Origin of the sequence: Nocardia sp. NPDC004568, assembly GCF_040609955.1 — a bacterium.
Taxonomy (GTDB): domain Bacteria; phylum Actinomycetota; class Actinomycetes; order Mycobacteriales; family Mycobacteriaceae; genus Nocardia.
Genome location: NZ_JBEXLL010000092.1, coordinates 1 through 23,647, shown reverse-complemented (window position 1 = coordinate 23,647; position 23,647 = coordinate 1). Strand labels below are relative to the sequence as shown.

Below are 23,647 nucleotides of genomic sequence, written 5' to 3'. Positions count from 1 at the left end.
CCGGAGGGTCGGACGGCCACTCCTGAGAAGCCACAACAGGCAAGAAACCATAAGCCACATCCGACCCTCCTGGGCCGATTAACAACTTACGGAGAATCCATGCCTACATCAGGAGAGTTCCCCGGCATCGGTATGCCCGGTTTCGAAGCGTCTTCGTCTATGGACGGCCTGGGCCCGGTGGAAATGGAATCACCGACCCAGGATCTCGTCGTCGACGGCATCCTCGACACTTTCGTCACCACCGGTCCCGATTCGATGAGTGTCTGGACCGATACCGACCTCGACGGCTACGCCGACCGGCTGAGCGTGGTGGAGAACGACGGCGACTACTCGGCGTGGGAGTACCACCGTAATCCGGACGGGACGGGCGAGTGGCGGCAGACCGATCAGGGGAAAGTGGGGGAGTGATCGGGGCGCCGGCCGCGCAGAGCGGGATGGAATCGATGCCCGGGCCGGCGCGTCGAATCGAGTAGGGCGAAGACCGCGGGCCGGTCGGAGGTCGCTCGGGCGGGGGTTTCCCGGGTAGCAGTTCGCCGAACCGCCGGCGGATGTCGAACAGGTGGCGGTACAGCGGGAGTCACGGGTGCCGATCGAGTGGTGTACCTCGTAGTGGGTCCGCGGGTCGCACCCGGCTGTCAGTCGTGTTTCGCCTCGTAGCGCAGCAGGACCGACCCGCTTGGGAAGGTGCGATTCTCCTCGCAGAGCCGCCGACCGTAGAACGACAGGGCGGTCTCCCGCTCGAAGTCGTTCCAGTACCGGAGGAGTTCCTCGCTCGGGTGGGGGCCGACGGACAGGCTCGGCCCCGCACCGCGCACCATGATCTCGGGGGTGCCCGCCCATGCGGACGGGCGGATGCTCGGCATCTCCGAATCGGCCGGCGCCGCCCGACCAGTCGAGATTGCCTTGCGCGTCGGCGATGTAGCCGTCCACCGAGACATTGAAGCCGTAGATGAGTTTGCCTATGGACCATAGACTGCCCCGGCGGGCAGAACTCATCGCGACGCCACACGAGTTATCGTGGAATTCTTGTCCGGCGACCGCCTTCCTGGTCGACGAATCGACGGGTGCTGCTACGAGTTCGTCCTTCTCGATCACGGCTCCGGCCGAACGAGGGCGACCGGGTGCGGTGCGCCGGGTGCCGCAGCGGCCTCGATCGGCTCGAACGCATTGCGATCCCCGGCCCCTCGGTGACCTTGCACCTCGAACGAACCCCCGCGAAAGCGATTCGACGGCGTTCCTCCTGCGCGGGTGGAACAAGAGCTCCGCGGGGCCGGGTAGTGGGAGAACTCCCGTGGTACGTCGATATCGTCGACGACCTTCCCGAAAGGTTCGGGTGAGCACTCAGCCTTCGCCGTCGAGGGTCAGCACGACCAGCGGTATGGGCCGGTCGACCTTGGATTGGAAGTCTGCCAGCAGGGGGTTGTCGGCCAGCGCCCAGGCCGCGAACTCGTCGTATTCCGCGCCTTCGAGCACCTTGCCGGTCGCCTGATAGGTCTTGTCCCGGAGCTCGACGGTGACTCGCGGATTCGCCTTGATGTTGTACCACCAGGCCGGGTACTTGTCCTCGATGAACGAGCTCACGTACATGGTGTCATCCCGGTACAGGGGACCCAGCGGAGTCGTGTGCCGCTTGCCGCTCTTGGCTCCCGTGGTGGTGAGCAGGATGAGATCGCCACCCGCGTAGGCCCCGCCCACCTTTCCGGAGTTCTCCCGGAATTCCTTGATCACATCATCGTTCCAGCCTGCGATGCTGTCCTGCTGGTCCCACGCCTGGTTCCACGGCGCGTTCGGATCGTTGTAGTCGGTGATCTCGGTCTGCTCGGACTGTCCCGTGATCGCGTCGGTTTCGCTCATGAGTCGAGTGTTTCGTGGAATCAGGACAGTAACCGTCCTAAATCGACCGGAAACCGTATCTTTTCAGCACGCGACGTACGCGCCGGGTATGCCCTTGCCCGTGTTCTGGCTGCCCCGGAGAGCCGTGCCTTGGTCGAGCGTGCCGCGGGTAGACCGTTCACCCCGAGCGACGACGAGTCTCGGCGACGGCGGTCGTCTCGTCACGAACCCAAGCGTCGGACTGGGTGAGCCAGAAAAGGTAGGCCAGTGCGGGAAGCACCGTCACCGCCGCGATGGCGACGACCGCGAGGAGAGCCAGGAGTGTGGCGCGGGCGCCCGCGGCATCGGCGATCAACAGTTCGTCGACCAGCATCCACGGAGTCTGGGCCACAGCCCACCCGATGACAATCGCCGCTACGGCGACCAACGCGGAGACTCTTGCCCACCCGAACCCGCGGCGGAACACCAGGACCAGGGTGAGCACACCGGCCGCTGCGGACAGTGCGATCAGCGGCAGCGCCCGCCCGAGTAGTTCGCCACCGAGGGTCGGTGCGTCGCGGCGGATCGGTGCGATCGCGGCGATGGCGACCGCGCCGGTCACCGCACCGACCACCAGGGTGCGGGGCCGGAGATATTCCGCGAGGCGACGGTCGCCGGACCGTGCGGCATCGGCGGTGAGGAATACTCCCGCGAGGAACGCCGAGGTGCCGACCGCCAGGGTGCCGCCGAGCAGTGAGGTCGGGTTCACCCAGGAGCTCACCCGGTCGCCGTATCCCTGCGCCGGAACGCGGCCCGAGGCGATCGCGCCGACGACGGTGCCGAAGAAGAAGGGCGTGATCAGGGACGCCCCGGCGAACAATGCGCCGAACAGGCGTGCCTGGGTCATCGTCGCGGAGTACTTACGGAACGCGAAGTTCGCCCCGCGCAGCACGATTCCCAGGAGAGCGAGGCTCATCGGGATGAACAGCGTTGTCATGATGGCGGCGAAAGCCGTGGGATAGGCGGTCCACAGGAAGACCAGGATGTAGATCAGCCATACATGGTTGGCTTCCCATACCGGCCCGATGCTGTGGTCGATCAGCACCCGCAGGCGGCCGCCGCGGCGCGGCCCGCCCGCGGTCAGGTCCCAGAACCCGGACCCGAAGTCCGCGCCGGCGAACAGCGCGTACAACACCACCCCGGTGAACATCGCGGTCGCGACCACATCCGACAGGTCCATCGGTCACCGCTCTCCGACGGCGAGAGCCCGTTGCGCCTGGTCGGCGGGTGAGGCTCCTGGACCGTAGGGTGCCGCGATCGTTTCGCTGCCGGCGCGCCAGCGCCGGGCCATGGAACGCAACACGACCACCGCGCCCGCCGTCATACCGAGGTAGACGGTCAGCACGCCGATATAGCTCCACCACAGTCCGGTGCTCGTGCTGGCGGCGTCGGCGGTGCGCAGCACCTGCCACACGGTCCACGGTTGCCGGCCCACTTCGGTGGCGATCCAACCGCATTCGAGCGCCAGTACCGCCAGTGGTCCCGCGACGACGGCCGCCCGCAGGAACCACCGGTTGTGCAGCGGGTCGCGTCGGCGCCACCGCAGCAGCCAGAACACGATCACCCCGAGCGCCAACACGGTGCCGACACCGACCATGGTCTGGAACGCCAGGTGGGTGATGTTGACCGGCGGCCGGTCTGCCACGGGGACCGAGTCCAGGCCGGGGACGGGCGCGGTCAATGAATTGCGGGCAATGATCGAACCCAAGCGTGGGATATCGAGCGCCCAGCGGACCTCGCCGTCCACCAGCAGTCCGCCCAACCGCAGCGGTGCCGGGCCCTCGGTGGTGGCGGCCAGTTCGAACGCGGCCAACTTCGCCGGCTGCGTATCGTGCACGCGCATCCCGAGAATGTGCCCGACGACGGGCTGTAGCAGCGCGGCGACGGTCGCGAAGACGAAGGGCACCGTGAAGCCCAACCGATGGTGGGTATCGTGGCGGCCGCGCAGCAGGCCGGCGGCGTAAACACCCGACACCACGAATCCGACCACCATGAACGCCCCGACCCACATGTGCGCGAATTGCAGAAAAGCCCCGCCGTTGAACATCGCCCGCCACGGATCGACGTCGGTGACCTCGCCGTCGACGATCCGGAAGCCGGTCGGGTTGTTCATCCACGCGTTGACGCTGACGACACAGAATGTGCCCACCACGCCCGCCACCCCCATCGGGACGAGCATCGCCAGATGGCGCCGGGGCGGCATACGTCCCCAGCCGTACAGGTAGATTCCGAGGAATATGGCCTCGATGAAGAACGAGAGTCCTTCGAAGGCGAACGGGAGACCCAGCACGTCGCCGTAGCGCCCCATCAGTCCGGGCCACAGCAGCCCCATTTCGAAGCTGAGCACCGTCCCGGAGACCGCGCCGATGGCGAACAGAATCGCCGAAACCGTCGCCCATCGCTTGGCCAGCCCCAGCGCGACGGGATCCTCGCGGGTCAGGCCTCGCCGATGGACGACATAGATCATGGCGGGGAAGGCGACACCGAAGCAGGCGAGCACGATATGCCAGCCCAGCGAGAACGCCATCTGCTGACGAGCGGGCAACAAACCGGGCGGGCTCTCCCCGCTCGCCCCGAGGAGCGCGACCACTGTGCTCGTCACCATCACAGCCCCTTCCGTCACCGGTGAACAGACCGGTCGACCCGCTCGGCCCTGCCCGATCGACCCTCGCGCGCAACGCTAACCGTTTCGCACGTCGCGGTGTCCCCACCGCGCCGATACCCGTCCGGCGAGCCGAGGTCCGGGGCGCTACGTCGTCGATCCCGCGCACGGGTCGAGCGCGGTGGCCGGGCGCCGACTACATCTGTTCTGCGAACACGGTCTCAATGGGCATCTGCCGAGCCGTGGAACGGTGCTTCCCGGGTTCCCGGCCCGGAACCCGGTACGCCGGTGAACTCGTTGATCAAGCCGCGGGCGGTGACGATCCCGGACTCGATGGCGCCGTCGACCACCACGCCGTTCCAGCCGCGAGCGTAGTCGGCGCCGGCGAACCGGAGCCGGGAGTCGCTGGAGAGGAAATGGCTCCATCCGTCGAAGAACTGACCCGACCGCAAGGTCGCCCAGGTCTGGCCGGACCATCTGTCCGCCACCCAGTCGTGCCCGGCGCAGTCCAGGACTTCGAGGTCGTCCTGCCATACGTCGAGTGCTTTCTGCGCGGAGTCGACGTTGTCGAGTTCGATCGCTGTGTGGTCGGAACCGAAGCCCACCAGGATGGTGGCGTTCTCCTCGTCGAGGAAGTATTCGCTGCGCAGCAGGGAGATCGGGTGGCTGCCGGGTGCGCCCGCGATGATCGAGTGCCGTCCCGACACCTTGATCCAGATCTTGAGTCCGACCGAATTGGTGCCCTCGGCGATGACCTTCCGCTGACCGGCGGACAGCGGGGGATCGAACTCGATATGCCGCAGTGCGCCGATGGGTGCCGTGACGATCACGGCGTCGGCGCGCTCGACGGTCCCGTTCTCGAGGTGGACCTCGACAGCCGTCGGCGAATGATCTATCCGCCGGACGGGGGTATCGAGCACGATATCGGCCCGTAGGTCGGCGGCGATGGACTCGTAGAGACCGCGCATGCCGTTCACCAGTTTGAACCGAAGGGTCTGTTCGTCCATGAGTGAGCTCCGGTGGTCGCTCAGCGCGGCCCAGTGTTTCGCCATCAGCGGTGAGGCCGTGGCCGTCGAGCCCTGATATCCGGCCGACCAATACGAGTCCGCGAGATCGATATCCGCCTGGCCGAACCCTGCCTCGCGCAGACAGTCGAGCACGCTGCCGGTATCGGCGCGCAGAAATCGCTCCCGGATTTCGGGTGGTGTCGCGGGATCGTGGAGGACAGCGAGCGGATCGTGCGGGTTCGGGAAGAACTCACGGGAGCCCTCGAAGATCTTCTCCTGGAGCCGCGCGAGAGCGGTATCGAGCTCGTGCTCGGTGCCGCGACGCACGACTCCGTCACCGACCCAGTACGCGTCGTCGATATCCGGGCTCGGGTAGATCTTCTGCCCGTACCGGGTGATCTCCGTCCACACGAACGGCTGCATCCAGTGCACCCAGGTGGCGCCCATTTCCAGCGCATGCCCGCCCAGTCGCCGGTCGGTCCAGGCGCGGCCGCCGATCCGGTCCCGGGCTTCGACGATGCGGACGTCGAAACCGGCGGCTTCCAGTTCACGGGCCGCGATGAGGCCGGCGAAACCGGCGCCGACGACGAGTACCGACGGTGTGTTCTTCTCGGCAGGCATAGGTGCTCCTTGTTGTTTTCGGGTTCGCGGCGGCAGCGGCCGGCCGGGGAGGTGGGCCCTCAGCGGGGCGGTGACGTCGCCGAGTCACCGCGACGGGCCGGACGACCGGAAACGCGTCCGAGCAATGTTCCGGTCAGGAATGTGCATGCGATCATCGCGAGAAAGACATCGGCGAGTATTCGGGATCCGCCGATGAGCGTGGTGAAGTTCGTGATGACGAGTGCTGTGACGACGCAGAGACCGAGTCCGCCCAGCACCGGGGCGACCTTCGTGTGCCAGAGTCGTCTGTCGCCGTCGGAGCGGGCGAAGTAGACGACGATGGCGAGACTGGTGAGCACCATGACGGCCAGCATCGCGACGGTGGCGACCCCCGCCATCCAGGTGAACAGCTGCAGGACCGGGTCGGCGCCGGCCATCGCGAAGACCGCGACGAGAACCAGCGCCGTGACGGTCTGCACGAGCGAACCCACGTGCGGTGACCCGTGCCGTGGGTGCACGGCTGCCAGCCGCCGGGGCGCGAACCCGCCGCGGGCGAGCGCGTGGGTGTAGCGGGCGATGGCGTTGTGGAAAGCCAGCAGTGCCGCGAAGAGGCTGGTGATCAGCATGACAGTCATGACGTCGGCCGCGACGGCGCCCAGATACTCGGACGCGGTCGTGAGGGTGAGATCCGCGGGATGGGCCCGAGCGGCGGCCTGGACGTCGCCGCTGCCGGAGGCCAGGACGACCGCCCAGCTGGCGACGGCGTACAGGACGCCGATGGTGATCACGGCGGTGTAGGTGGCGACCGGAATCGTTCTGGCCGGGTCCTTCGTCTCGTCACTGTAGATCGCCGTGGCTTCGAAGCCGATGAACGAACCGATGGCGAACATGAGGGCGATACCGGGCGATCCCGAGAAGAAGGCCGACGGAGTGAAGGACGAGACGTCGATGCCGTGCGCGCCGCCGCGGAGCAGAACCGCGCCGGAGAGGACCACGATGAGCGCGATCTCGGCCAGGAGCAGCACGCCCAGGACCTTCGTGCCCAGATCGATGCTGCGGTAACCGAGCAGCGCGACGATACCCATGAGCACGAAGGCCCACACCCACCAGGGCAGGTCCGGACCTCCGAATCGGGCGACGACGGTGGCCGTCGTCGAGGCGGCGAGGCCGTAGATCGCGACCTGGACAGTGGTGTAGGCGAGCAGGGCCAGCGCTGCCGCGCCCAGTCCGGGGGAGCGGCCCAAGCCCTTGGTGACGTACGCGTAGAAGGCGCCCGTTTCGGTGACCGAACTGCTCATCGTCGCGTAACCGACGCTGAAGACCAGCAGGACCACCGCCACGACCAGGTAGGTCACCGGCGCGCCGGGGCCGTTTCCCAGTGCGATCATGACCGGCAGTGATCCCGCGACGGCAGTGAGTGGAGCGGCGGCCGCGATGACCAGGAAGACGATGCCGGTGACGCCGATCGAGCCGCGGAGCCCGGGACGGGCGGCCGCAGCCGACGACGAGATGGTGCTTTCGATCATGATCGACCTTTTCCGCGGCACCCCGACGGGATGCCGTTCGCAAATGCGAGAGAGAGACAATGTGTGATTCTACGAACGTAGAATCAAGGATGTGACCGAGACTACATCGATAGCGAGGGAACGGGAAGGTCGACCGGACTGAAGGAACCTTTACCCGGGCCGGGCGTTGCCCGGTCGCCCCGGCTGCCGGCCGTGCCCGGGCCGGTACGGTCGCTGTATCGAACGAAGGAGTGCCCGTGCCCAAGCTGGTGGACCATGTCGAGCGGCGGCGCGCCATCATCGAGGCGGCCTGGCGCCTCATCGCCGACCGCGGCATCGACGGCATCACCATGCGTGATCTCGCCGCCGAAGCCGGGTACGCCAACGGCGCGCTCAGTCACTACTTCTCGGGCAAGGACGAAATACTCTGCACGGCATTCGAGTACGTCATCGAATCGACCGACCTGCGGATCGAGAATTCGGTCGGCGCGCGGCACGGCCTCGCCGCGTTGCGGCGGATGTGTCTCGAGATCATGCCGGTGACCGACGAGACGCGGCTCGAAGCGCGGATCGCGGTCTCACTGTGGCAACGCGCGATGAACGACCCGGCCATGGCGGAGTTCAACAATGTCGCGGTGGCCGCATGGAAGAGCCGGCTCACCCGGTACTGGGCCGAAGCGATCGCCGCGGGAGAGCTCCCCGACACCGACCTCGGGATCGGCGTGGAGTCACTGATGACGATGATGATCGGGCTACAGGTGACGGCCGTCCTCGGCGCGGCCGCGTCGTCACGCCGGTCCCAGCTCGCGATGGTGGACTCGCTGCTCGGCGCGACACCCGGATAACCGGCGGGCGGACCGGCCCGGAAAAAGCACCGGACCACCCCGACGATGTCGAGGCGGTCCGGCGGATGAGGTCGGTGGCCGGTTCAGGGCACCGGTTCGATCGCGGAGGGGTGGGTGGTGAGCGGCAGAACGTCGATCGTCATGTAGGGGAAAAGGGGCAGGTTCCACAGGATTTCGTGGAGTTCGGCGGGGGAGTCGACGGCGAAGACGCTGATATTGCTGTACTGGCCGACGACGCGCCAGATATGGACCCACTTCCCGGCCCGCTGGAGCTCCTGGGAGTACTTCTTCTCGCGGGCGACGATATCGGCGCGGACGGCGTCGTCGAGATCGCGGGGGATGGCGACGTCCATCCGGACGTGGTAGAGGTGCATGGGTCTCGTTCCTAGTTCCGGGTCCACCGTTTGACGGCGTCCATGTTCAGTTCCACCCCGAGCCCGGGGCCGGTCGGCAGGTGTACCTGTCCCTCGCTGTAGTGCAGCGGTTCCTGCAGTAGTTCCTCGCTGAACAGCAGGGGGCCGAAGAGCTCGGTACCGAAATCGATTCCGGGTTCGGCGCAGGCGAAGTGGATCGAGGCGGCGGTGCCGATGGGGCCCTCGATCGAAGTGGCGCCGTGGCAGGCCAGCCCCGCGGCGCGGGCGACGGCGACGACCTCGCGGCTGCGGCGCAGGCCACCGCATTTGGTGGTTTTTACCGCGATCACGTCGGCGGCGCCGCGGCGGGCGACTTCCAATGCGTCGTGCGGGGTGTGCACGCTCTCGTCGGCCATCACCGGGATCGGCAGCAGGGCGTTCAGTTCCGCGAGGACTTCCAGTTGTTCACCCGGGGTGGGTTGTTCGATCAGCTGGACGCCGCCGTCGGCCAGCCAGGGCAGATGGCGCAGGGCGGTGAGCCGGTCCCAGCGGGCGTTGATATCGACCCGGACGCCGGCTCGCCCGGCGAGGGCCTCGGTCACCCGCAGCACGCGCTCGGTATCGACGGCCGGGTCGAGTGCGCCCATCTTGAGTTTGAAGCTGAAGTGCTCGCGATTCTCGATCTTTTCCTGGGCCTCGGCGATGATCTCCTCGACCGGCGCCGAACCCAGCGCCCAGGTGACATCCACACTGGAGCGGAACGCGCCGCCCAGCAGCGTGTGGACCGGGACATCCAGGCAGCGGGCCCAGGCATCGTGCAGGGCGACATCCACGGCGGCCTTGGCGAAGCGGGCAGCGGCCACCACCCGCTCGATATCGGCCATGATCGCGGTGATCTCGTCGACCCGCCGCCCGAGCAGCACCGGGACCAGGTACCGCTCGACGACGGCCTGCATCGTCTCGACCGATTCACCGCCCCACCACGGGCCGCCGGGTACCACGCCCTCGCCGTAACCGGTGACACCGCCACCGGTGGTGATCCCGACCAGCAGCAGGGGCTGGGCGTCCATCGAGGTGGTGGCGAATTTGTGCGGCCGCACCAGGGGTACGTCCAGGATGGTGGTCTCGACCGAGACGATCGACAGGTCCGGCATCGGATCTCTTTCTCGCGGCGGTGCGGTTCAGGCGGGGTCGAGCGCGAAGTTGTAGGTGACGCGGTTGACGCCGTCGGCGCCGGTGACCGGGTCGAGGATCAGGTCGGGTTTGGTGGCGGAGGCGACATCGCTGTCCAGCCACTCGCCGCCCCGGAAATAGAGCTGGGTGGTGACCGATTCCCGGCCCGGGGCCGAGACGATGAGGTGCAGATGCGCCGGCCGCCACGGGTGACCCTGTTGCGCGGTGATGAACGCGCCGGTGGGGCCGTCGGTCGGGATCTGGTACGGCGCGGGCTGGATGGTGCGGATCGAGTACCGGCCCGCGTCGTCGGCGATGATGGTCCCGCGCAGGTTCCATTCCGGCAGGTGCGGGGCGAACTGCGAGTAGTAACCGTCGGCATCGGCGTGCCACAGTTCGACTTTCGCGCCGCCGAGTCCGTTGCCGTCGAGATCGGTGACCTGCCCGGAGAAGATGAGCGGTGTCTGCTCGCGGTCCTGGGCCCGCATCGGCAGCTCGCATTCGGCCGGCAGTTCAGGCGCGTCCGGGACGTAGTAGGGACCTTCGATACTGCCCTTGGTGCCCTTGCGGCTGCGCGCCAGCACCTCCTCCACCGCGTGTTCGATGAACACATCGAGGAACAGCGGCCACTCGCCGCCTTCGCCCACGTCGATCAGCCACTGCTTGAACACGCGGTACTCGGGATAGGTGACACCGTGGTCGAGGATCACCTTGTGCAGGGCCCCCAGGGCGTCGCGGGCGATGGCCGCCAGGCGTTCCGGGGAGGTGTCGGCGGTGACCCGCTCGCCCTTGAACTTGTCGGTGGCGGCGGTGCCCGAGCCGAGCGCGGTGGGCGAGGCGGATTCGGTGGTGGTCATGTCGTGCTCCTCGGAGAGAACCGGGGGAATGAGAGAAAGGGAGTACGCTATGCGTACTATGCTGACGCTGTGCGTACCGATTACTGTGCGCGTGGTCACTTGGTTTGTCAAGAAGGGAACGGATCGGGCCGTATGAGCGAGAACGAGCGCGACTACATCCAGAGCATCGAACGGGGTTTCGCCGTGCTCACCGCGTTCGACAGCGACCGGCCGAATCCCACGCTGGCCGAGCTGGCGCACGCCACCGGGCTGGCCAAGCCGGTGGTTCGTCGGATTCTGCTGACCTTGCAGCGGCTGGGCTACGTGACCGGTTCCGGCCCGCGCTGGATGCTCACCCCCCGCGTCCTGAGCATCGGGCAGCACTACTCCGCCACCCATACGCTGCTCGAACAGGCCATGCCGCATCTGCTCGCGGTAGCCGACGAGCTGCACGAGTCCGCATCACTGGGCGTCCTCGACGGTGCCGAGGTGGTGTACGCCGCGCGGGTTCCGGTACGCCGGATCATGAGCATCAATGTCTCGGTCGGCACCCGCGTACCGGCCTATGCGACCTCCATGGGGCGCGCGCTGCTGGCCTGGGCGCCGCGGGCGACGCTGGACGAGGTCATCGCCCGTACCGAGTTCCGGCCGCTGACCGCCACGACGATCACCGACGCCGGACAGCTCGAGCGTGAGCTCGCCGTGGTCCGGGAAAAAGGCTATGCACTCACCTCCGAAGAACTGGAGAAAGGACTGATCTCGATCGCCGTTCCGGTGCGGGACCAGTCCGGCGCGGTCGTCGCGGTCATCGCCTGCTCGACGTCCACCGGCCGGACGACGGCCGAGGAGTTCGAGCGCACCGCGAGCGCCTGTGTGTCGGCGGCCGCCGCCGAACTCGGCCGCGGCCTCGGCTGGACGCCCTGATCCGGGTCAGACCGTGACCCGGTAGGCGAGGATGTCGCGGACCAGCGTGCCCAGGCTCTCGGCGCCGGTTTTCGCCTTGATCCGGGCCCGATGCACATCGACCGTTTTCACGCTGGTTCCCAGCCGGCTCGCGATCTGCTGGCTGGACCTGCCCTCGATGACCAGCTGGAGCACTTCGCGTTCGCGGGGTGTCAGATCGGCCAATCGCCGCTCGACGCGCAGGCGTTCGGCGCGCTCGGCGAAGGCCCGGCCCGCGGCCAGCAGCTGCTCCTGCACCACCTCGAGCATGCGCTGCGGCTCGTAGGGTTTCTCCAGGAAATCCACCGCGCCCGCGCGCAGGGCGCGCACCGACATGGGGATGTCGCCGTGGGCGGAGCAGAAGATGACCGGCGCGGGATAGTCGCGCCGGTTCAGTTCGTCCTGTAACTGGAAGCCGCTCAGTCCGGGCATCCGGACATCGACGATGAGAACACCGGCCTCGTCCAGGTCGGCCTCCTCCAGGAAGGAGGCCGCCGTGGCATAGGTCAGCGCGTCGATCCCGACGCTCTGCAGCAGGAAGGCCAGGGATTGGCGCAGGTCCTCGTCGTCGTCGACGATATGGACGACGGGGGAGAGCGCACCGCCGGTGGGCTGTTCCCGGGGCATCGACGGGGGCCCTGTCCGGTGACGCTTCACTCCCGCGTCCGGGCCCGACCCGTTCATGCCGATCGATTCTACGGGGGCGCAGCTCGGCGGGCGGCCCGCGTGATCGCTGGGCGAATACCTCGTGACCGCCTCCATCACGGCCTCATCAGTACCGAACCCGCCGGGAAACTCTCCGCGAACGCGTGCGGCAGCGGGGCGACGAAGACATTCTCGGTCCGGGTGCGCGTGATCTTCCACGATCCGTCCACCCGGCGGAAGGCATTGTTGAGCCGGCTCGACCGCAGGAGTCCGGTGCCGTCGGAATACAGCCACGGTTGCATGTGGATCCACTGGCCGGTGGCCGCATCGCCGTCCACCCGGATCTGTTCGGCGGTGAGGTAGTGCGCGTTGAGCACCAGAGCGGGATCGCGATCCGGAGCCCAGAACCGCTCGAAATGGGCGCGGATGGCGGCATGACCGCTGAGCCGGCCGAACTGGTCGTCGTAGTACTCGCCGACGCCCTCCCAGACCGCGTCCTCGGCGTAGAGCTCCATGATCAGGTCGATCCGGTGCGCGTCGTCGGTGACTCCGAACTCGGGGCAGGGTGTATCGCACAGGAACATGTAGCGCGCCTGCAGCCGGCGTATCTCGGCCTCGCCCTCCAGCGCCGCGATCCGGCGGGTCAACCGCTCGATGGTGTCGATCTCGGTCATGACATACCTCCGGTGCTCACAGCACGACGGTGACGGTTTTGGCCTCGGTGTTCGCGAGAATGCCCGCGTAGCCGAGTTCGCGTCCGATCCCACTGGCCTTCACCCCGCCCCACGGCAGTTGCGGCGCCAGCGGGGACCATCCGTTGATCGCCACCGCGCCGGCGTGCACCTGCGCGGCGGTGGTGTGCGCACGGGCGAGGTCGCGGGTCCACAGGGTGGCGGCCAACCCGTAGGCGCTGTCGTTCGCCAGCGCCACGGCCTCGGCGTCGTCGTCGAAGGGGATGACGACGCCGACCGGACCGAAGATCTCCTCCCGGGCGATCACCTGGTCGTTGGTGCCGGCGAACACGGTGGGACGGACGAAGAAACCCGGTCCGTCCTCCCGGCCGCCACCCGCTACCAGCCGGGCGCCCTCGGCCACGCCCTTCTCGACGTAGCCGAGTACCCGGTCCCGCTGTACGCGGTTGACCAGCGGGCCCATAGTGGTCGCACTGTCGAACGGGTTACCCACGATCTGCGCCGCGGCGGCCGCGGCCAGTCCGTCGAGAACCGCGTCGTATCTCGATCGGTGGACGAGCACCCGGGTGCCCGCGGCGCAGACCTCGCCGGAATTGGTGAACAGGCCCATGGCCACCCCGGCCACCGCCCGGTCCAGGTCGGCGTCGGCGAAAACGATCTGCGGGGACTTACCGCCCAGTTCGAGGGTGGTGTGCTTGAAATCGGTGGCGGAGTTCACCAGGATGCGCCGCCCCACTTCGGTGGAGCCGGTGAAGGACACCTTGCGCACACCGCGATGGGTGGCCAGGGCCTCACCGGTGACCTCGCCGAGCCCGGGCAGGATCTGGACCGTCCCTGCTGGAAAGCCCGCCTCTTCGATCAATCTGCCCAGGTGCAGGATCGAGAGCGAGGCATCCTCGGCGGGCTTGACGATCACGGTGTTCCCGGCGGCGAGCGCCGGCGCGAGTTTCCAGCCGAGGATCATCAGCGGCGCGTTCCACGGCACGATGGCCGCGACCACACCGATCGGTTCGCGCCGGGTGTAGGCGAAGGTGGGGCGGCCCAGGTAGCCGTCGGTGGGCAGGGTCTCGCCGTTGATCTTGTCAGCCCAGCCCGCGTAATAGCGCAGCGAGGCCACGAGATTCGGGACGAACATCATGGTGCCCAGCCCGTACAGACCGCCCATATCGTAGGACTCGAGCGCGGCCAGGATTCCGGTGTCCCGTTCGACGAGATCGGCGAGCCGGTTCAGCAGGGCGCCCTTGCCGGAAGGCGGCACGGCGGCCCAGGCGCCCCGCAGCGCGTCGGTCGCGGCGGCGACGGCCGTATCGACATCGGCGCCGCTCGCGGCCGCGATCTCCGCCAGTTCTTCGCCGGTGGACGGGTCGACCGTGGTGAAGGTGCCCGCGCCACCGCGGGTCCACGACCCCGCGAGATAGAGGTCGGTGGTGAGTTCGGGAAGTGCGGTCATAGGGGTCTCCTGGTGCGGGAATACGCGACGGGCGGGGCAGCGCCCGCGGCGAGGGTTCGGTGCGGTGGCCACGTCATAGCGTGCGGACGGGCCTGGTGTGGTCCTGGATCCACGCGGCCGTCCGCAGCAACGCCGCTTCCGAGCGTGGGGGTCCGATGACCTGGACACCGAGCGGCAGTCCCTGCGGTGTGCGCAGGCCGGGAACGGTGACCACGGGCAACCCGAGTGCCTGCCAGGCGCGGCTGAGCACCGGGTCGCCGGTGGCGGCCAGGCCGGCCGGAGCGGGGCCCGGGGCGGCGGGGCCGACGACGGCGTCGTAGCCGGTGAACAGGTCCAGCACCGTGCGCCGGGTCCGGCCGACGATCCCGCGCGCCTGCTCGTAGTCGTGCGGATCGGTGGCGGCGCCGGTTCGCAGCAGTTCGGCCAGCGGGGCGCTCAACGCGTCGGCGCGGGCGAGCTCGGGGGCCCGGGTGCGTGCGGCTTCGTAGGCCATGACCACCCGGTGCGCGGCGGTCGTCTCGGCGACGGCCTGCTCCGCGGCGAAATCGGTGACCGTGGCACCCCCCGCGCGCAACCGCTCCCGTAGCGTCCCGATCGCGTCGGCCATGACCGGTTGCACCACATCCAGGGGCGCCGCGGTCCAGAAGGCCACTCGCGGCGGCCGGCCGGACCCGGCCGACGGGTCGGATCCGCCGCGCAAGGCCGCCCACGCGCAGGCCAGATCGCGGACCTCGGCGGCGTAGTAGCCGTGGCTGTCCAGGCTGTGCGCGAGTCCGGTGACACCGGTGGTGGGCAGCAGGCCCCGGGTCAGCACCAGGGCCGCGACACCGCAGTAGGCGGCGGGCCGGGTCACCGAGGCCGCGGTCTGCGAACCGAGCGCCAGCGGCACCTGACCGGCGGCGACCGCGGCGGCCGACCCGCTCGACGAACCACCGGGCGTATGGTCCGGCGCCGCCGGGTTACGTGTGGGACCCGGAGCGAAGTAGGCGAATTCGGTGGTGACGGTCTTGCCGGCGGGAAGTGCCCCCGCGGCCCGCCACAGCCGGACGATCTCCGCGTCCCGGTCCACCGGTCCGCTGTCCGCGCGCAGACCCGAACCGCAGCGGGTGGGATATCCGGCGACGTCGATGATGTCCTTGACGCCGACCGGGACGCCGCCCAGCGGGCCACTCGCCGTGGGGATCTCGGGCCGAGGGCCACGCGCCACCCAGGCCGCGAGAGTGCGCTCGGTGGCGGCGATCCGGGCGGCGGAACGCTCCCACGCCGCCGCGGCGTCGGTGCGCCCGGCGGCGATATCGTCGACCAGGTCCCGTAGCGACCACGGGGCGTACAAGGGTTCGGCGGAGGTCATGATTGCACCCACATCGCATCGGCCGACCAGTAGTCCATACCCGCCGCGCTCACCCCGTGCCGCCATTCGGAGGTGCGGCGCAGGCCGGGTTCGGCGATCGCGGTGATCCGGTCGGCGGCGTCCGGGCCGTCCCCGGCGACCTGCCAGTGCACCCAGTTGAGTTCGCGACCGTCCGCGTCGTGCAGGAACAGGTCGACGTGGCGCCAGCCGTAACCGTGGGTGTCGTTGTAGCACATCAGCGTCATGCGGTGGTCCGCGTCGTCCATCCGGAGTTCTCCTGCTCGGGGTGCGATCGATGGTCGTTACCGATGCGGTGGAAGCGCCGCTGGAAATAGACCAGCGCGCCGGTGTTCTCCCGGACATCGACGCGCTGCACACTCACCAGGAAGATCGAATGCGAACCCTGGGTGTGATCGCTGATGATCCGGCCCACCACCCGCGCCGCCGCGGTGCGCAGCATCGGGATGTCCTCGGTGTCGTGGTCCCAGATCGGCCACTCGAAACGTTCGGCCATGGGGATACCGGTGACACCGGCGAAGTGCCCGGCCAGCTCCTCGTCGCTCGGACTGAGGATGTTCACGCAGACCCGCTGATTGCGCTGGAAGATCGCGTGGGCGTAGCTGGACTGATTGACGCACACGATCATCGTGGGCGGTGCGTCGGTCACCGAGCACACAGCGCTGACCGTGATACCTGCGCGACCACGCGGTCCGTTGGTGGTGACGACGTTGACTGCGGCCGAAAGATTCGACATCGCAGCCCGGAAGTCACGCTGCTCGGCGGTCAATTGCTTGGTCATGGCATCGACGCTACGAGTGATCTACGCCTCGAGGTATCGAGATTTCCTCCGGGTGTGCTGAAGGTTTTACTTATCCGGCCCGGGCACCGGCAGCGCGAAACCGAATACCGATCCACCGCCGTCCGCGGGCCGGCACCAGATGCTTCCGTGCTGCCGGGTGATGATCCGGTAGCTCAAGGCCAGCCCGATCCCGCTGCCGTGTGATTTCGAGGTGAACGAATCCGAGAACGGGTCCCTGGGCACCCCGCGGCCGTGATCGCGGACGGTGAAGCATCCGCTTCCGTCGCGCACCGCGGTGGTGAGCACGATGCGCCGGGACTCCGGCGGGCACTGCCCCATCTCGTCGATGGCGTTGAAGCACAGATTGACGATGACCTGCCCGGTGAGCACCCGCTCACAGCGGATCGCGACCGGATCACCGGACAGCTCCAGGTCGACTCGGACACCGGTCTCCTGTGCCCGCAACCGGACGAAATACAGGCATTCGGTGACGATGTCGTTCAGATCGGCCACCTGCTCGACCTGCTCCAGATGACCGACGAACGCGCGCAGCGTGGCGACGATGGTCGCGGCCCGGTCGATCTGTTTGCGGGCCGCGTCCAGACCGAAGGTGACGCGGTCGTCGAGGATTTCACCGGGCGGCAGATGTGAGCGGATCCCCGCCACATAGTTGCCGGCGGCGGCCAGCGGCTGGCCCAGCTCGTGGGCGATGGCCATCGCCATATCGCCCATCGCGTTGTAACGGGCCAGATAGTTCTCCCGCTGCAGTTCCAGCCCGCGTTTCTCCTCGTCGCGGATCCGGTCGGATACGTCGTGCACCAGCATCAGGTACGCGGGCACACCGGCTTCGTCCAGCCGTTCCAGGCTGCCGTCGAGCCAGGAGGTGGTCCCGTCCGAGCGGCTGATCTCGAGCCGCACCGAGGTGACCGGGTCGGCCTGCCCGGCCACCACCTCCCAGTCGGTGCGCCGGTTGTCGCGATGCAGGTGGGCATAGTGGGTGAGCCGCGGCCCGGCCGGTGGCTCGACCGCCGGGTCGAGACCCAGGCGGGTGAGCGCGGTATCGGTCGCGAAACGGATCTCGCCGGCTTCGTCGAGCACGAACGCCATGGTGGAGGTGTGCCGGGCCAGCGCGTCCACATAGGTGGTGGTCAGCCGCAGCGCGCGCTCGGTGCGCTGCTCGCGTTCGATATCGCGGAACTGCACCATCACCGCGGGGCCCTGCGCGAGTTCGACCCGGGTGGCCACCGCGTCGGTCGGGATGACCCGCCCCGATTTGGACCGGTAGTGCCATTCGATCCGGCTGGTGCCGTGTTCGACGGCGTCCTGGAGCCAGGCGCGCCCGATCACCCGGTCGTACTGCTGGGCCGAACTGCTCATATCGTGGGCCTTCAACGGCCGGATCTCGGTGAGGTCGAAACCGAGCATCGCGCACGCCGCCGGGTTCGCCCAGAGAATGTTCTTGGTCGCGGCGTCGTGCACCAGAACGCATACCTCGGTGGCGTTCATCATCGTGACGAAATCCGAGACGACCAGTTCAGGGGCTCGTGGATCGACGGACATCGCGCCAGCGTAGCTTTTCCGAACCGCGGGTCCGCGATCGTCCGGGGGCCGCTGAAGGTTTCCCCTACAGAGGTGGTGGTTGACACTCGTCCGGGCGCGGGCTTTACCGATGTTCGTGTGACCGCGATCTCCCTACCGTCGAAGAACAGCCCATCGACGACAGGAGCAGGTGATCGTGACCACCTCGCAAGCCACGGTCCGGTCCGCCACCGGCGCGGCGGATCTCGACGACGTCCTCGCCGAGCTCGCCGTGCGGCGGCAGGAGTTCGGCGAGCAGAAGTACGTGCCGCGGGATTTCGTCGCACGGCTCAAGGACACGGGCGTCTATCGCGCCGCGACCCCGCGCCGCTTCGGCGGCGAGCCCCTGCCGCCCGCCGAGTTCCTGCGCATCGTCGAACGCATCTCCGTGGTGGACGGCTCCACCGGCTGGGTGGCCAGCTTCGGTTCGGCACTGGTGTATCTCGCGGCCCTGCCGCTGGACACCCAGGCCGCCCTGTACGCCGACGGCCCCGATGTGGTGTTCGCCGGTGGATTGTTCCCGATCCAGGCGGCCCCCGAGGTCGAGGGTGGTTTCCGGATCGACGGACGGTGGAAGTTCGCCAGCGGATGTATGGGCGCGGACGTGCTGGGCGTCGGTATCCCCGGTGACGCCAGCACCGAGGGCAAACCCCGCGCCGCCGTGCTGCGGCCCGAGCAGGTGGAGATCGTCCAGGACTGGGACGTGATCGGGATGCGCGGCACCGGCTCGTTCGACCTGGTGGTGCGCGAGGTGGTGGTACCGCGGGAATGGACCTTCATCCGCGGCGGTGAACCGACGGTGGACGAGCCGCTGTACCGGTATCCGGCCATCGCCTACGCCGCCCAGGTGCTCGCGGTGGTCGGTGCCGGGGTGGCCCGGGCCGCCCTCGACCATGCTGTCGAGACCGGGGCGGGCCGGTCGGGCATCACCGGTGCGCCCAAACTCGCCGACCGACCGTACTACCGGACCGCGGTCGCCCGGGCCGAAGCCGACCTGCGTTCCGCCCGCGCCTACTTCTACGAGGTCACCGAGGAGGTGTGGGAGACGGTGCTGCGCGGTGATCCTGTCACCGCCGAGCAGAACGCCCATCTGCGGCTCGCGGCGTCCCATATCGCCGCCACCTCCGCCTCGGTGGTGAACCGGCTGGTGGAGATTTCCGGTACCGCCGCCATCTTCCACGGCCACCCACTACAGCAGTGGGCCGGCGATGCGCTGGTACCGCAGCAGCACGCCTTCCTGGGACCGGGCCTGGTCGACGCCGCCGGCGCCGTCCTGATGGGACAGCCCCCCACCGTGCCCGGATTCCGCTGACCGACAGCCGCTCTCGACGACAGGACCTTCCGTGACCGACAGCCCGTTGCGCGTTCTCTTCTGTATCGGCATCAACCAGAACTTCTTCGACCTCCCGGCGGGCGGTGTCACCACCGGCGACGTGTGGACCGCTTTCGTCGGCTTGATGGACGGCATCAAAGCTCTCGACGGTATCGACTTCATCGGCGATATCGACGACGACTCCACCATGGTCGGGCCGTCCGACAGCTGGCCGTGGACCTGCTATCTCCTCGCCGACGCCGACAGCCACGACACCGTGAAGTCGGCCTGCAACCTGGTGCGCACCATTCCGGTCGGCACCAGCGACTGGAAGCTCTGGAAATTCCTGAAGATCGAGGCCCGCATCGGCCGCGCGCTCACCCCGCGCCAGTACTGACCAACCCGCCAGGAGGCATCATGACCGCGCACAGCGCAGCGCTCCCGCACCGGGCGCCCGCCGATCTGGTCCGCGAGGACCGGGTCGCGGCCCGGATGTACACCGACCCGGAGGTCTTCGAGCAGGAGATGACCCGGATCTTCGAGAGCACCTGGATCTGGGTCGCTCACGAATCCGAACTCCCCAGGCCCGGCAGCTTCAAATCCACCCATGTGGGCCGGCAGCCGGTGATCGTGACCCGCAACCGCAAGGGGCAGCTCAACACCCTGCTCAACCGCTGCCGGCATCGCGGCGCGAGCATCTGCGAGCAGAAGACCGGGGTGGCCAACGGCTTCACCTGCCCCTACCACGCCTGGTCTTACAGCCTGGACGGACAGCTGCGTGGAATCCCGTACCCCGACGGGTACGAGGGCGTGGTCGAGAAGGGTGACCTGTCGCTGCGGACACTACGCACGGAATCCTACGGCGGCATGGTGTTCGCCACGTTCGCCGCCGATATCGAACCGCTCGCGGACTTCCTGGGCGACGCGAAACTCTGGATCGACCGCTTCATGAAACAGGGCGGCGGCTACCCGATCAAAGTGCTGGGCACCCACCGGTTCAGCTTCCACGGGAACTGGAAGATCCAGCTGGAGAACACCACCGACGGCTACCACTTCCCGATCGTGCACCGTTCCTGGATGGCCTCGGTCGACGCCGAAACCGCCGACATGATGTCGTTCATGACCGACCCAGCAGCGGTCACCCACGACCTCGGCAACGGTCACAGTGTCATGCAGATGGTGCTCGAGCACTCCGATCTCGACGCCGACGACGGCAGCGAACCGCTGCAGGCCCGGTTCGACGATCTGATCGCCGAACTGAAGACCACCGGCCTCGACGACGCCGCCATCCGGAAACTGGTGCGCGCCATGCACGGCACCGGGTTCAATCTCAACCTGTTCCCGAACGTCTCCATGTCCGCGGCCTTCTTCCGTGTGCTGCGCCCGATCTCGGTCGACGAGACCACGATCGAACACGTGGCCATCGGCCCCGACGGGCCCGCCGAGATCGTGAACCCGGTCAACCGGGCCCGGCTGCGGGTGCACGAGCACTTCCAGGGCCCCTTCGGCTTCGGCACCCCCGACGACGCCGAGGGCTGGGACCGCGTCCAGCGCGGTGCGCAGGCCGGCCCCGATATGCCGATCCTGGTCAACCGCGGGCTCGCCCGCGAGAAGCCGAGTCCCGAGGGCTGGCCCACGTCCCATGTCACCGACGAGACCGGCATGCGCGCCGCGTATCAGCAGTGGAAGCAGATGATGAGCGATGACTGACACCCGCACCGCGACGGCGGTGTTCACCGACAGCCGGGTCGCGCGGGCCATCGAGCTGATCTGGCACGAAGCCGACCTGCTCGATCGCAAGGACTATCACGTCTGGCAGGCGCTCTATACCGACGACGCCCACTATGTGGTGCCGATCGATCGGAGCACCGACGATTTCGACAACACGCTGAACATGATCTACGACGATGCCCGGATGCGCGGAATGCGCGTCGTCCGCATGACCGAGGGTTACGCCCTCGCCGCCGTCGACGCCGCGGTCACCACCCGGACCGTCTCGCGCTTCGTCCTCGAGCATGTCACCGACGACGAGGTACAGCTGCGAGCCGCCCAGATCCTCGTCGCCTACAAACGCGGCCGCCACGATATCTGGGCCGGCGAGGTCGAGTACCGGATCCGGCTCGGTGCGTCACCGTCCGAGGACCGGATCGCGCGCAAGGTGATCCGGCTGGTCGACAGCGAGGATGCCGTGCCCGCCGCGGGGTTCCTGCTGTGACCGCGCCGGTCGCCGTCGTCACCGGTGCCGCGGGTGGTCTGGGCGCGCATATCGTCCGCCGCTTGCACGCTGGCGGGCATACCGTCGCCGTCGCCGATCTGGACGGCACCGCCGCCGCCGCGCTGGCCGCTGAACTCGACGGCGCGGTGGCGGCGCGGGGCTACGCGGTGGATGTCGCGGACAAGGGCTCGCTGGAGAAGCTGCTCGCCACCGTGGTCGCCGACTTCGGCGAAGTGCAGGTGCTGGTGAACAATGCCGCGCGCACACAGGCCCGGCCACTGTTCGAGATCGCCCCCGAGGAACTCGACGGTGTCATGGCCGTCGGTTTCCGCGGCACCTTCCTGGCCTGTCAGCTGTTCGGCGCGCATATGGCCGCCCGGGGTTACGGCCGGATCGTCAATATGGCCTCGCTCGCCGGGCAGAACGGTGGCACCGCCACCGGCGGGCACTACGCCTCCGCCAAAGGCGCGGTCATATCGCTGACCAAGGTGTTCGCCCGCGAGCTGGCCGCGTCCGGGGTCACGGTGAACGCCGTATCGCCCGGCCCGCAGGATTCGCCGGTCGTGCACGACATCGTCGGTGCGGACAACCTCGAAACCTTCGCCCGATCCATACCCGTCGGGCGTCTCGGCGATCCGGCGTTCATCGCCGAGATGGTCGCCCTGCTCGCGTCACCGGCCGCCGCGTCGGTCACCGGGGCCTGCTGGGACGCCAACGGCGGTCTCTACATGCGTTAGGAGTACGCCGTGACCGATATCAAAGTGGTGGTCGCCGAAATCGTGACGGAGACACCGGCCGTCCGCTCGCTGCGCCTGGTACGGGAGGACGGCGCCCCGCTGGGGCCGTACCGGGCCGGCGCGCATATCGACGTCACCGGACCGACCGGCGTCCTCCGGCAGTACTCGCTGTGCGGACCACCCGCGGAGACCACCTCGCTGACCATCGCGGTGAAACGCGAACCGGAATCGCGCGGCGGCTCGGCGGCGCTACACGAGCTCCGCGAAGGCGATATCGTCGAGATCGGCGCACCGCGCAATATCCTCACCGTCGCGCCGGCCGCGGACCGGCACCTGCTGATCGCCGCCGGTATCGGTATCACCCCGTTGCTGAGCATGGCCTACGAACTGCATTCCACCGGTGCGGAGTTCACGCTGGTCTACTTCGGCCGCAGTCGCGCGGAGACCGCCTTCCTCGATCTCCTGGAGAACCGCGCCGAGTTCCGCGACCGGTTGCGCCTGCACATCGGGTGCACCCGCGCGGAACAGCGCACCGCGCTGGCGGCAGTCGCTGCCGGCCTGACCGCTGACAGCGCGGTGTACACCTGCGGCCCGGCCGGATTCATGGACACCGTCGCGGAGCTGATGACCCCGGTGGTGGGTATCGCCAACGTGCACATCGAACATTTCGAGGCGGCCGCGGCCGACACGTCCGGAGATACCGCTTTCACCGTCGAACTCGATACCGGCGAAAGCTTCGAAATCCCCGCCGACCGCTCGATCCTCTCGGTTCTCGAGGACAACGGTATCGATGTCTTCAAATCGTGCGAGGAAGGAATCTGCGGTTCCTGTGTCTCGAATGTCCTCGACGGCGAGCCGGATCATCGCGACAACTGTCTGTCCGCCGCGGACAAGGCCGCCGGCGAACAGATGGCACTCTGTGTGTCCCGGTCGAGAACTCCGAAACTGGTCATCGAATTGATCTGACCCGCCGGGCCGGATAAAGGAATTCCGTATTCGCACCGGGAATTCTTCCGATGTTCCACGTCACATCGTCGCCTTAAAGATCAGTTCAGAATGAGCTTCCGGAGGCATATGACCGAGCAGGCCAGGCTCAGTAGTGCTTGGTGGATGTCGGCGCGCCGTTCGTAGCG

General features: G+C 68.1%; 24 protein-coding genes and 2 pseudogenes. 9 read left to right on the top strand and 17 right to left on the bottom strand.

Translation table 11 applies throughout. The annotated features are described in order from the left end of the window. Positions 1–99: 99 nt before the first annotated feature. Positions 100–408, top strand: coding sequence for a DUF6802 family protein (locus ABZV91_RS28830; protein WP_355248318.1), 309 nt, complete (start codon positions 100–102; stop codon positions 406–408). A 287-nt stretch (positions 409–695) separates the two neighbouring features. Here the strand turns inward: ABZV91_RS28830 and ABZV91_RS28825 are convergent. The 7 genes and pseudogenes from ABZV91_RS28825 to ABZV91_RS28795 all read right to left on the bottom strand — a co-directional run. Then, positions 696–776 (bottom strand): annotated as a pseudogene (locus ABZV91_RS28825) (dihydrofolate reductase); the annotation flags it as partial. Between the two features lie 109 nt (positions 777–885). After that, positions 886–996: pseudogene (locus ABZV91_RS28820) on the bottom strand (dihydrofolate reductase); the annotation flags it as partial. Between the two features lie 345 nt (positions 997–1,341). Then, on the bottom strand, positions 1,342–1,854 hold the full coding sequence (locus tag ABZV91_RS28815) for a nitroreductase/quinone reductase family protein (RefSeq protein ID WP_355248315.1): 513 nt from the start codon (positions 1,852–1,854) through the stop codon (positions 1,342–1,344). Between the two features lie 157 nt (positions 1,855–2,011). Next, a complete protein-coding gene (locus ABZV91_RS28810) occupies positions 2,012–3,052 on the bottom strand; it encodes a cytochrome d ubiquinol oxidase subunit II (RefSeq protein ID WP_355248312.1) in 1,041 nt (346 codons plus the stop codon). Positions 3,053–3,055: 3 nt separating this feature from the next. Further along, positions 3,056–4,477, bottom strand: a complete 1,422-nt coding sequence (locus tag ABZV91_RS28805; RefSeq protein ID WP_355248309.1) for a cytochrome ubiquinol oxidase subunit I — start codon at positions 4,475–4,477, stop codon at positions 3,056–3,058. Between the two features lie 218 nt (positions 4,478–4,695). Next, positions 4,696–6,102 carry an NAD(P)/FAD-dependent oxidoreductase gene (locus ABZV91_RS28800; RefSeq protein WP_355248306.1) on the bottom strand — a complete coding sequence of 469 codons (1,407 nt, stop codon included), beginning with the start codon at positions 6,100–6,102 and terminating at the stop codon, positions 4,696–4,698. Positions 6,103–6,161: 59 nt separating this feature from the next. Then, on the bottom strand, positions 6,162–7,607 hold the full coding sequence (locus ABZV91_RS28795; protein ID WP_355248303.1) for an APC family permease: 1,446 nt from the start codon (positions 7,605–7,607) through the stop codon (positions 6,162–6,164). Positions 7,608–7,843: 236 nt separating this feature from the next. Between ABZV91_RS28795 and ABZV91_RS28790 the strand changes: the two genes are divergently transcribed. Then, positions 7,844–8,431: a TetR/AcrR family transcriptional regulator gene (locus tag ABZV91_RS28790; RefSeq protein WP_355248300.1), complete on the top strand. Its 588-nt coding sequence runs from the start codon at positions 7,844–7,846 to the stop codon at positions 8,429–8,431. Between the two features lie 83 nt (positions 8,432–8,514). Here the strand turns inward: ABZV91_RS28790 and catC are convergent, their stop codons facing one another. The 3 genes from catC to catA are packed head-to-tail and all read right to left on the bottom strand — an operon-like array spanning position 8,515 to position 10,814. Continuing rightward, entirely contained in the window at positions 8,515–8,805 is a 291-nt protein-coding gene (gene catC / locus ABZV91_RS28785; RefSeq protein WP_355248297.1) for a muconolactone Delta-isomerase, read from the bottom strand. An 11-nt stretch (positions 8,806–8,816) separates the two neighbouring features. Then, positions 8,817–9,938: a muconate/chloromuconate family cycloisomerase gene (locus tag ABZV91_RS28780; RefSeq protein WP_355248295.1), complete on the bottom strand. Its 1,122-nt coding sequence runs from the start codon at positions 9,936–9,938 to the stop codon at positions 8,817–8,819. Between the two features lie 27 nt (positions 9,939–9,965). Further along, complete coding sequence (gene catA, locus ABZV91_RS28775; RefSeq protein ID WP_355248292.1) at positions 9,966–10,814, bottom strand: catechol 1,2-dioxygenase; 849 nt, start codon at positions 10,812–10,814, stop codon at positions 9,966–9,968. A gap of 132 nt (positions 10,815–10,946) precedes the next feature. Here catA and ABZV91_RS28770 point away from each other — a divergent pair, with 132 nt between their 5' ends. Then, positions 10,947–11,717 (top strand): IclR family transcriptional regulator C-terminal domain-containing protein, encoded by a 771-nt coding sequence (locus ABZV91_RS28770; protein WP_355248290.1) that lies wholly within the window; start codon positions 10,947–10,949, stop codon positions 11,715–11,717. A 6-nt stretch (positions 11,718–11,723) separates the two neighbouring features. Here ABZV91_RS28770 and ABZV91_RS28765 read toward each other — a convergent pair whose 3' ends face one another. From ABZV91_RS28765 to ABZV91_RS28735, 7 genes are all read right to left on the bottom strand, one after another. Next, entirely contained in the window at positions 11,724–12,362 is a 639-nt protein-coding gene (locus tag ABZV91_RS28765) for a response regulator (RefSeq protein WP_355248321.1), read from the bottom strand. A 134-nt stretch (positions 12,363–12,496) separates the two neighbouring features. After that, positions 12,497–13,054, bottom strand: a complete 558-nt coding sequence (locus ABZV91_RS28760; protein WP_355248287.1) for a nuclear transport factor 2 family protein — start codon at positions 13,052–13,054, stop codon at positions 12,497–12,499. Positions 13,055–13,070: 16 nt separating this feature from the next. Then, entirely contained in the window at positions 13,071–14,522 is a 1,452-nt protein-coding gene (locus tag ABZV91_RS28755) for an aldehyde dehydrogenase family protein (protein WP_355248284.1), read from the bottom strand. A gap of 73 nt (positions 14,523–14,595) precedes the next feature. Further along, entirely contained in the window at positions 14,596–15,873 is a 1,278-nt protein-coding gene (locus ABZV91_RS28750) for an amidase (protein WP_355248282.1), read from the bottom strand. Then, positions 15,870–16,139 carry a hypothetical protein gene (locus tag ABZV91_RS28745; protein WP_355248279.1) on the bottom strand — a complete coding sequence of 90 codons (270 nt, stop codon included), beginning with the start codon at positions 16,137–16,139 and terminating at the stop codon, positions 15,870–15,872. The genes ABZV91_RS28750 and ABZV91_RS28745 overlap by 4 nt, the downstream gene beginning before the upstream one ends. Further along, positions 16,115–16,672, bottom strand: coding sequence for a flavin reductase (locus ABZV91_RS28740; RefSeq protein WP_355248276.1), 558 nt, complete (start codon positions 16,670–16,672; stop codon positions 16,115–16,117). Before ABZV91_RS28740 ends, ABZV91_RS28745 begins: the two co-directional genes overlap by 25 nt. Before the next feature lie 66 nt (positions 16,673–16,738). After that, positions 16,739–18,232, bottom strand: a complete 1,494-nt coding sequence (locus tag ABZV91_RS28735) for a PAS domain-containing sensor histidine kinase (protein ID WP_355248273.1) — start codon at positions 18,230–18,232, stop codon at positions 16,739–16,741. A 169-nt stretch (positions 18,233–18,401) separates the two neighbouring features. Here ABZV91_RS28735 and ABZV91_RS28730 point away from each other — a divergent pair, with 169 nt between their 5' ends. From ABZV91_RS28730 to ABZV91_RS28705, 6 genes are read left to right on the top strand one after another with little or no spacing between them, the layout of a single operon-like run. After that, entirely contained in the window at positions 18,402–19,562 is a 1,161-nt protein-coding gene (locus ABZV91_RS28730; protein WP_355248270.1) for an acyl-CoA dehydrogenase family protein, read from the top strand. A gap of 31 nt (positions 19,563–19,593) precedes the next feature. After that, positions 19,594–19,959: a hypothetical protein gene (locus ABZV91_RS28725; RefSeq protein WP_355248268.1), complete on the top strand. Its 366-nt coding sequence runs from the start codon at positions 19,594–19,596 to the stop codon at positions 19,957–19,959. Positions 19,960–19,979: 20 nt separating this feature from the next. Further along, positions 19,980–21,272: an aromatic ring-hydroxylating dioxygenase subunit alpha gene (locus tag ABZV91_RS28720; protein WP_355248265.1), complete on the top strand. Its 1,293-nt coding sequence runs from the start codon at positions 19,980–19,982 to the stop codon at positions 21,270–21,272. Continuing rightward, positions 21,265–21,777, top strand: a complete 513-nt coding sequence (locus ABZV91_RS28715) for an aromatic-ring-hydroxylating dioxygenase subunit beta (protein WP_355248263.1) — start codon at positions 21,265–21,267, stop codon at positions 21,775–21,777. The genes ABZV91_RS28720 and ABZV91_RS28715 overlap by 8 nt, the downstream gene beginning before the upstream one ends. Continuing rightward, entirely contained in the window at positions 21,774–22,514 is a 741-nt protein-coding gene (locus ABZV91_RS28710) for an SDR family oxidoreductase (protein WP_355248260.1), read from the top strand. Before ABZV91_RS28715 ends, ABZV91_RS28710 begins: the two co-directional genes overlap by 4 nt. A 9-nt stretch (positions 22,515–22,523) precedes the next feature. Then, entirely contained in the window at positions 22,524–23,480 is a 957-nt protein-coding gene (locus tag ABZV91_RS28705) for a PDR/VanB family oxidoreductase (protein WP_355248257.1), read from the top strand. Positions 23,481–23,647 lie beyond the last annotated feature (167 nt).

What these genes read in the sequence shown, in the direction of transcription:
- ABZV91_RS28830 (WP_355248318.1), top strand. Translation starts at nt 100, where the DNA reads ATGCCTACATCAGGAGAGTTCCCCGGCATCGGTATGCCCGGTTTCGAA.
- ABZV91_RS28815 (WP_355248315.1), bottom strand. Translation starts at nt 1,854, where the DNA reads ATGAGCGAAACCGACGCGATCACGGGACAGTCCGAGCAGACCGAGATC.
- ABZV91_RS28810 (WP_355248312.1), bottom strand. Translation starts at nt 3,052, where the DNA reads ATGGACCTGTCGGATGTGGTCGCGACCGCGATGTTCACCGGGGTGGTG.
- ABZV91_RS28805 (WP_355248309.1), bottom strand. Translation starts at nt 4,477, where the DNA reads ATGGTGACGAGCACAGTGGTCGCGCTCCTCGGGGCGAGCGGGGAGAGC.
- ABZV91_RS28800 (WP_355248306.1), bottom strand. Translation starts at nt 6,102, where the DNA reads ATGCCTGCCGAGAAGAACACACCGTCGGTACTCGTCGTCGGCGCCGGT.
- ABZV91_RS28795 (WP_355248303.1), bottom strand. Translation starts at nt 7,607, where the DNA reads ATGATCGAAAGCACCATCTCGTCGTCGGCTGCGGCCGCCCGTCCCGGG.
- catC (WP_355248297.1), bottom strand. Translation starts at nt 8,805, where the DNA reads ATGCACCTCTACCACGTCCGGATGGACGTCGCCATCCCCCGCGATCTC.
- ABZV91_RS28780 (WP_355248295.1), bottom strand. Translation starts at nt 9,938, where the DNA reads ATGCCGGACCTGTCGATCGTCTCGGTCGAGACCACCATCCTGGACGTA.
- catA (WP_355248292.1), bottom strand. Translation starts at nt 10,814, where the DNA reads ATGACCACCACCGAATCCGCCTCGCCCACCGCGCTCGGCTCGGGCACC.
- ABZV91_RS28770 (WP_355248290.1), top strand. Translation starts at nt 10,947, where the DNA reads ATGAGCGAGAACGAGCGCGACTACATCCAGAGCATCGAACGGGGTTTC.
- ABZV91_RS28765 (WP_355248321.1), bottom strand. Translation starts at nt 12,362, where the DNA reads ATGCCCCGGGAACAGCCCACCGGCGGTGCGCTCTCCCCCGTCGTCCAT.
- ABZV91_RS28760 (WP_355248287.1), bottom strand. Translation starts at nt 13,054, where the DNA reads ATGACCGAGATCGACACCATCGAGCGGTTGACCCGCCGGATCGCGGCG.
- ABZV91_RS28755 (WP_355248284.1), bottom strand. Translation starts at nt 14,522, where the DNA reads ATGACCGCACTTCCCGAACTCACCACCGACCTCTATCTCGCGGGGTCG.
- ABZV91_RS28750 (WP_355248282.1), bottom strand. Translation starts at nt 15,873, where the DNA reads ATGACCTCCGCCGAACCCTTGTACGCCCCGTGGTCGCTACGGGACCTG.
- ABZV91_RS28745 (WP_355248279.1), bottom strand. Translation starts at nt 16,139, where the DNA reads ATGGACGACGCGGACCACCGCATGACGCTGATGTGCTACAACGACACC.
- ABZV91_RS28740 (WP_355248276.1), bottom strand. Translation starts at nt 16,672, where the DNA reads ATGACCAAGCAATTGACCGCCGAGCAGCGTGACTTCCGGGCTGCGATG.
- ABZV91_RS28735 (WP_355248273.1), bottom strand. Translation starts at nt 18,232, where the DNA reads ATGTCCGTCGATCCACGAGCCCCTGAACTGGTCGTCTCGGATTTCGTC.
- ABZV91_RS28720 (WP_355248265.1), top strand. Translation starts at nt 19,980, where the DNA reads ATGACCGCGCACAGCGCAGCGCTCCCGCACCGGGCGCCCGCCGATCTG.
- ABZV91_RS28715 (WP_355248263.1), top strand. Translation starts at nt 21,265, where the DNA reads ATGACTGACACCCGCACCGCGACGGCGGTGTTCACCGACAGCCGGGTC.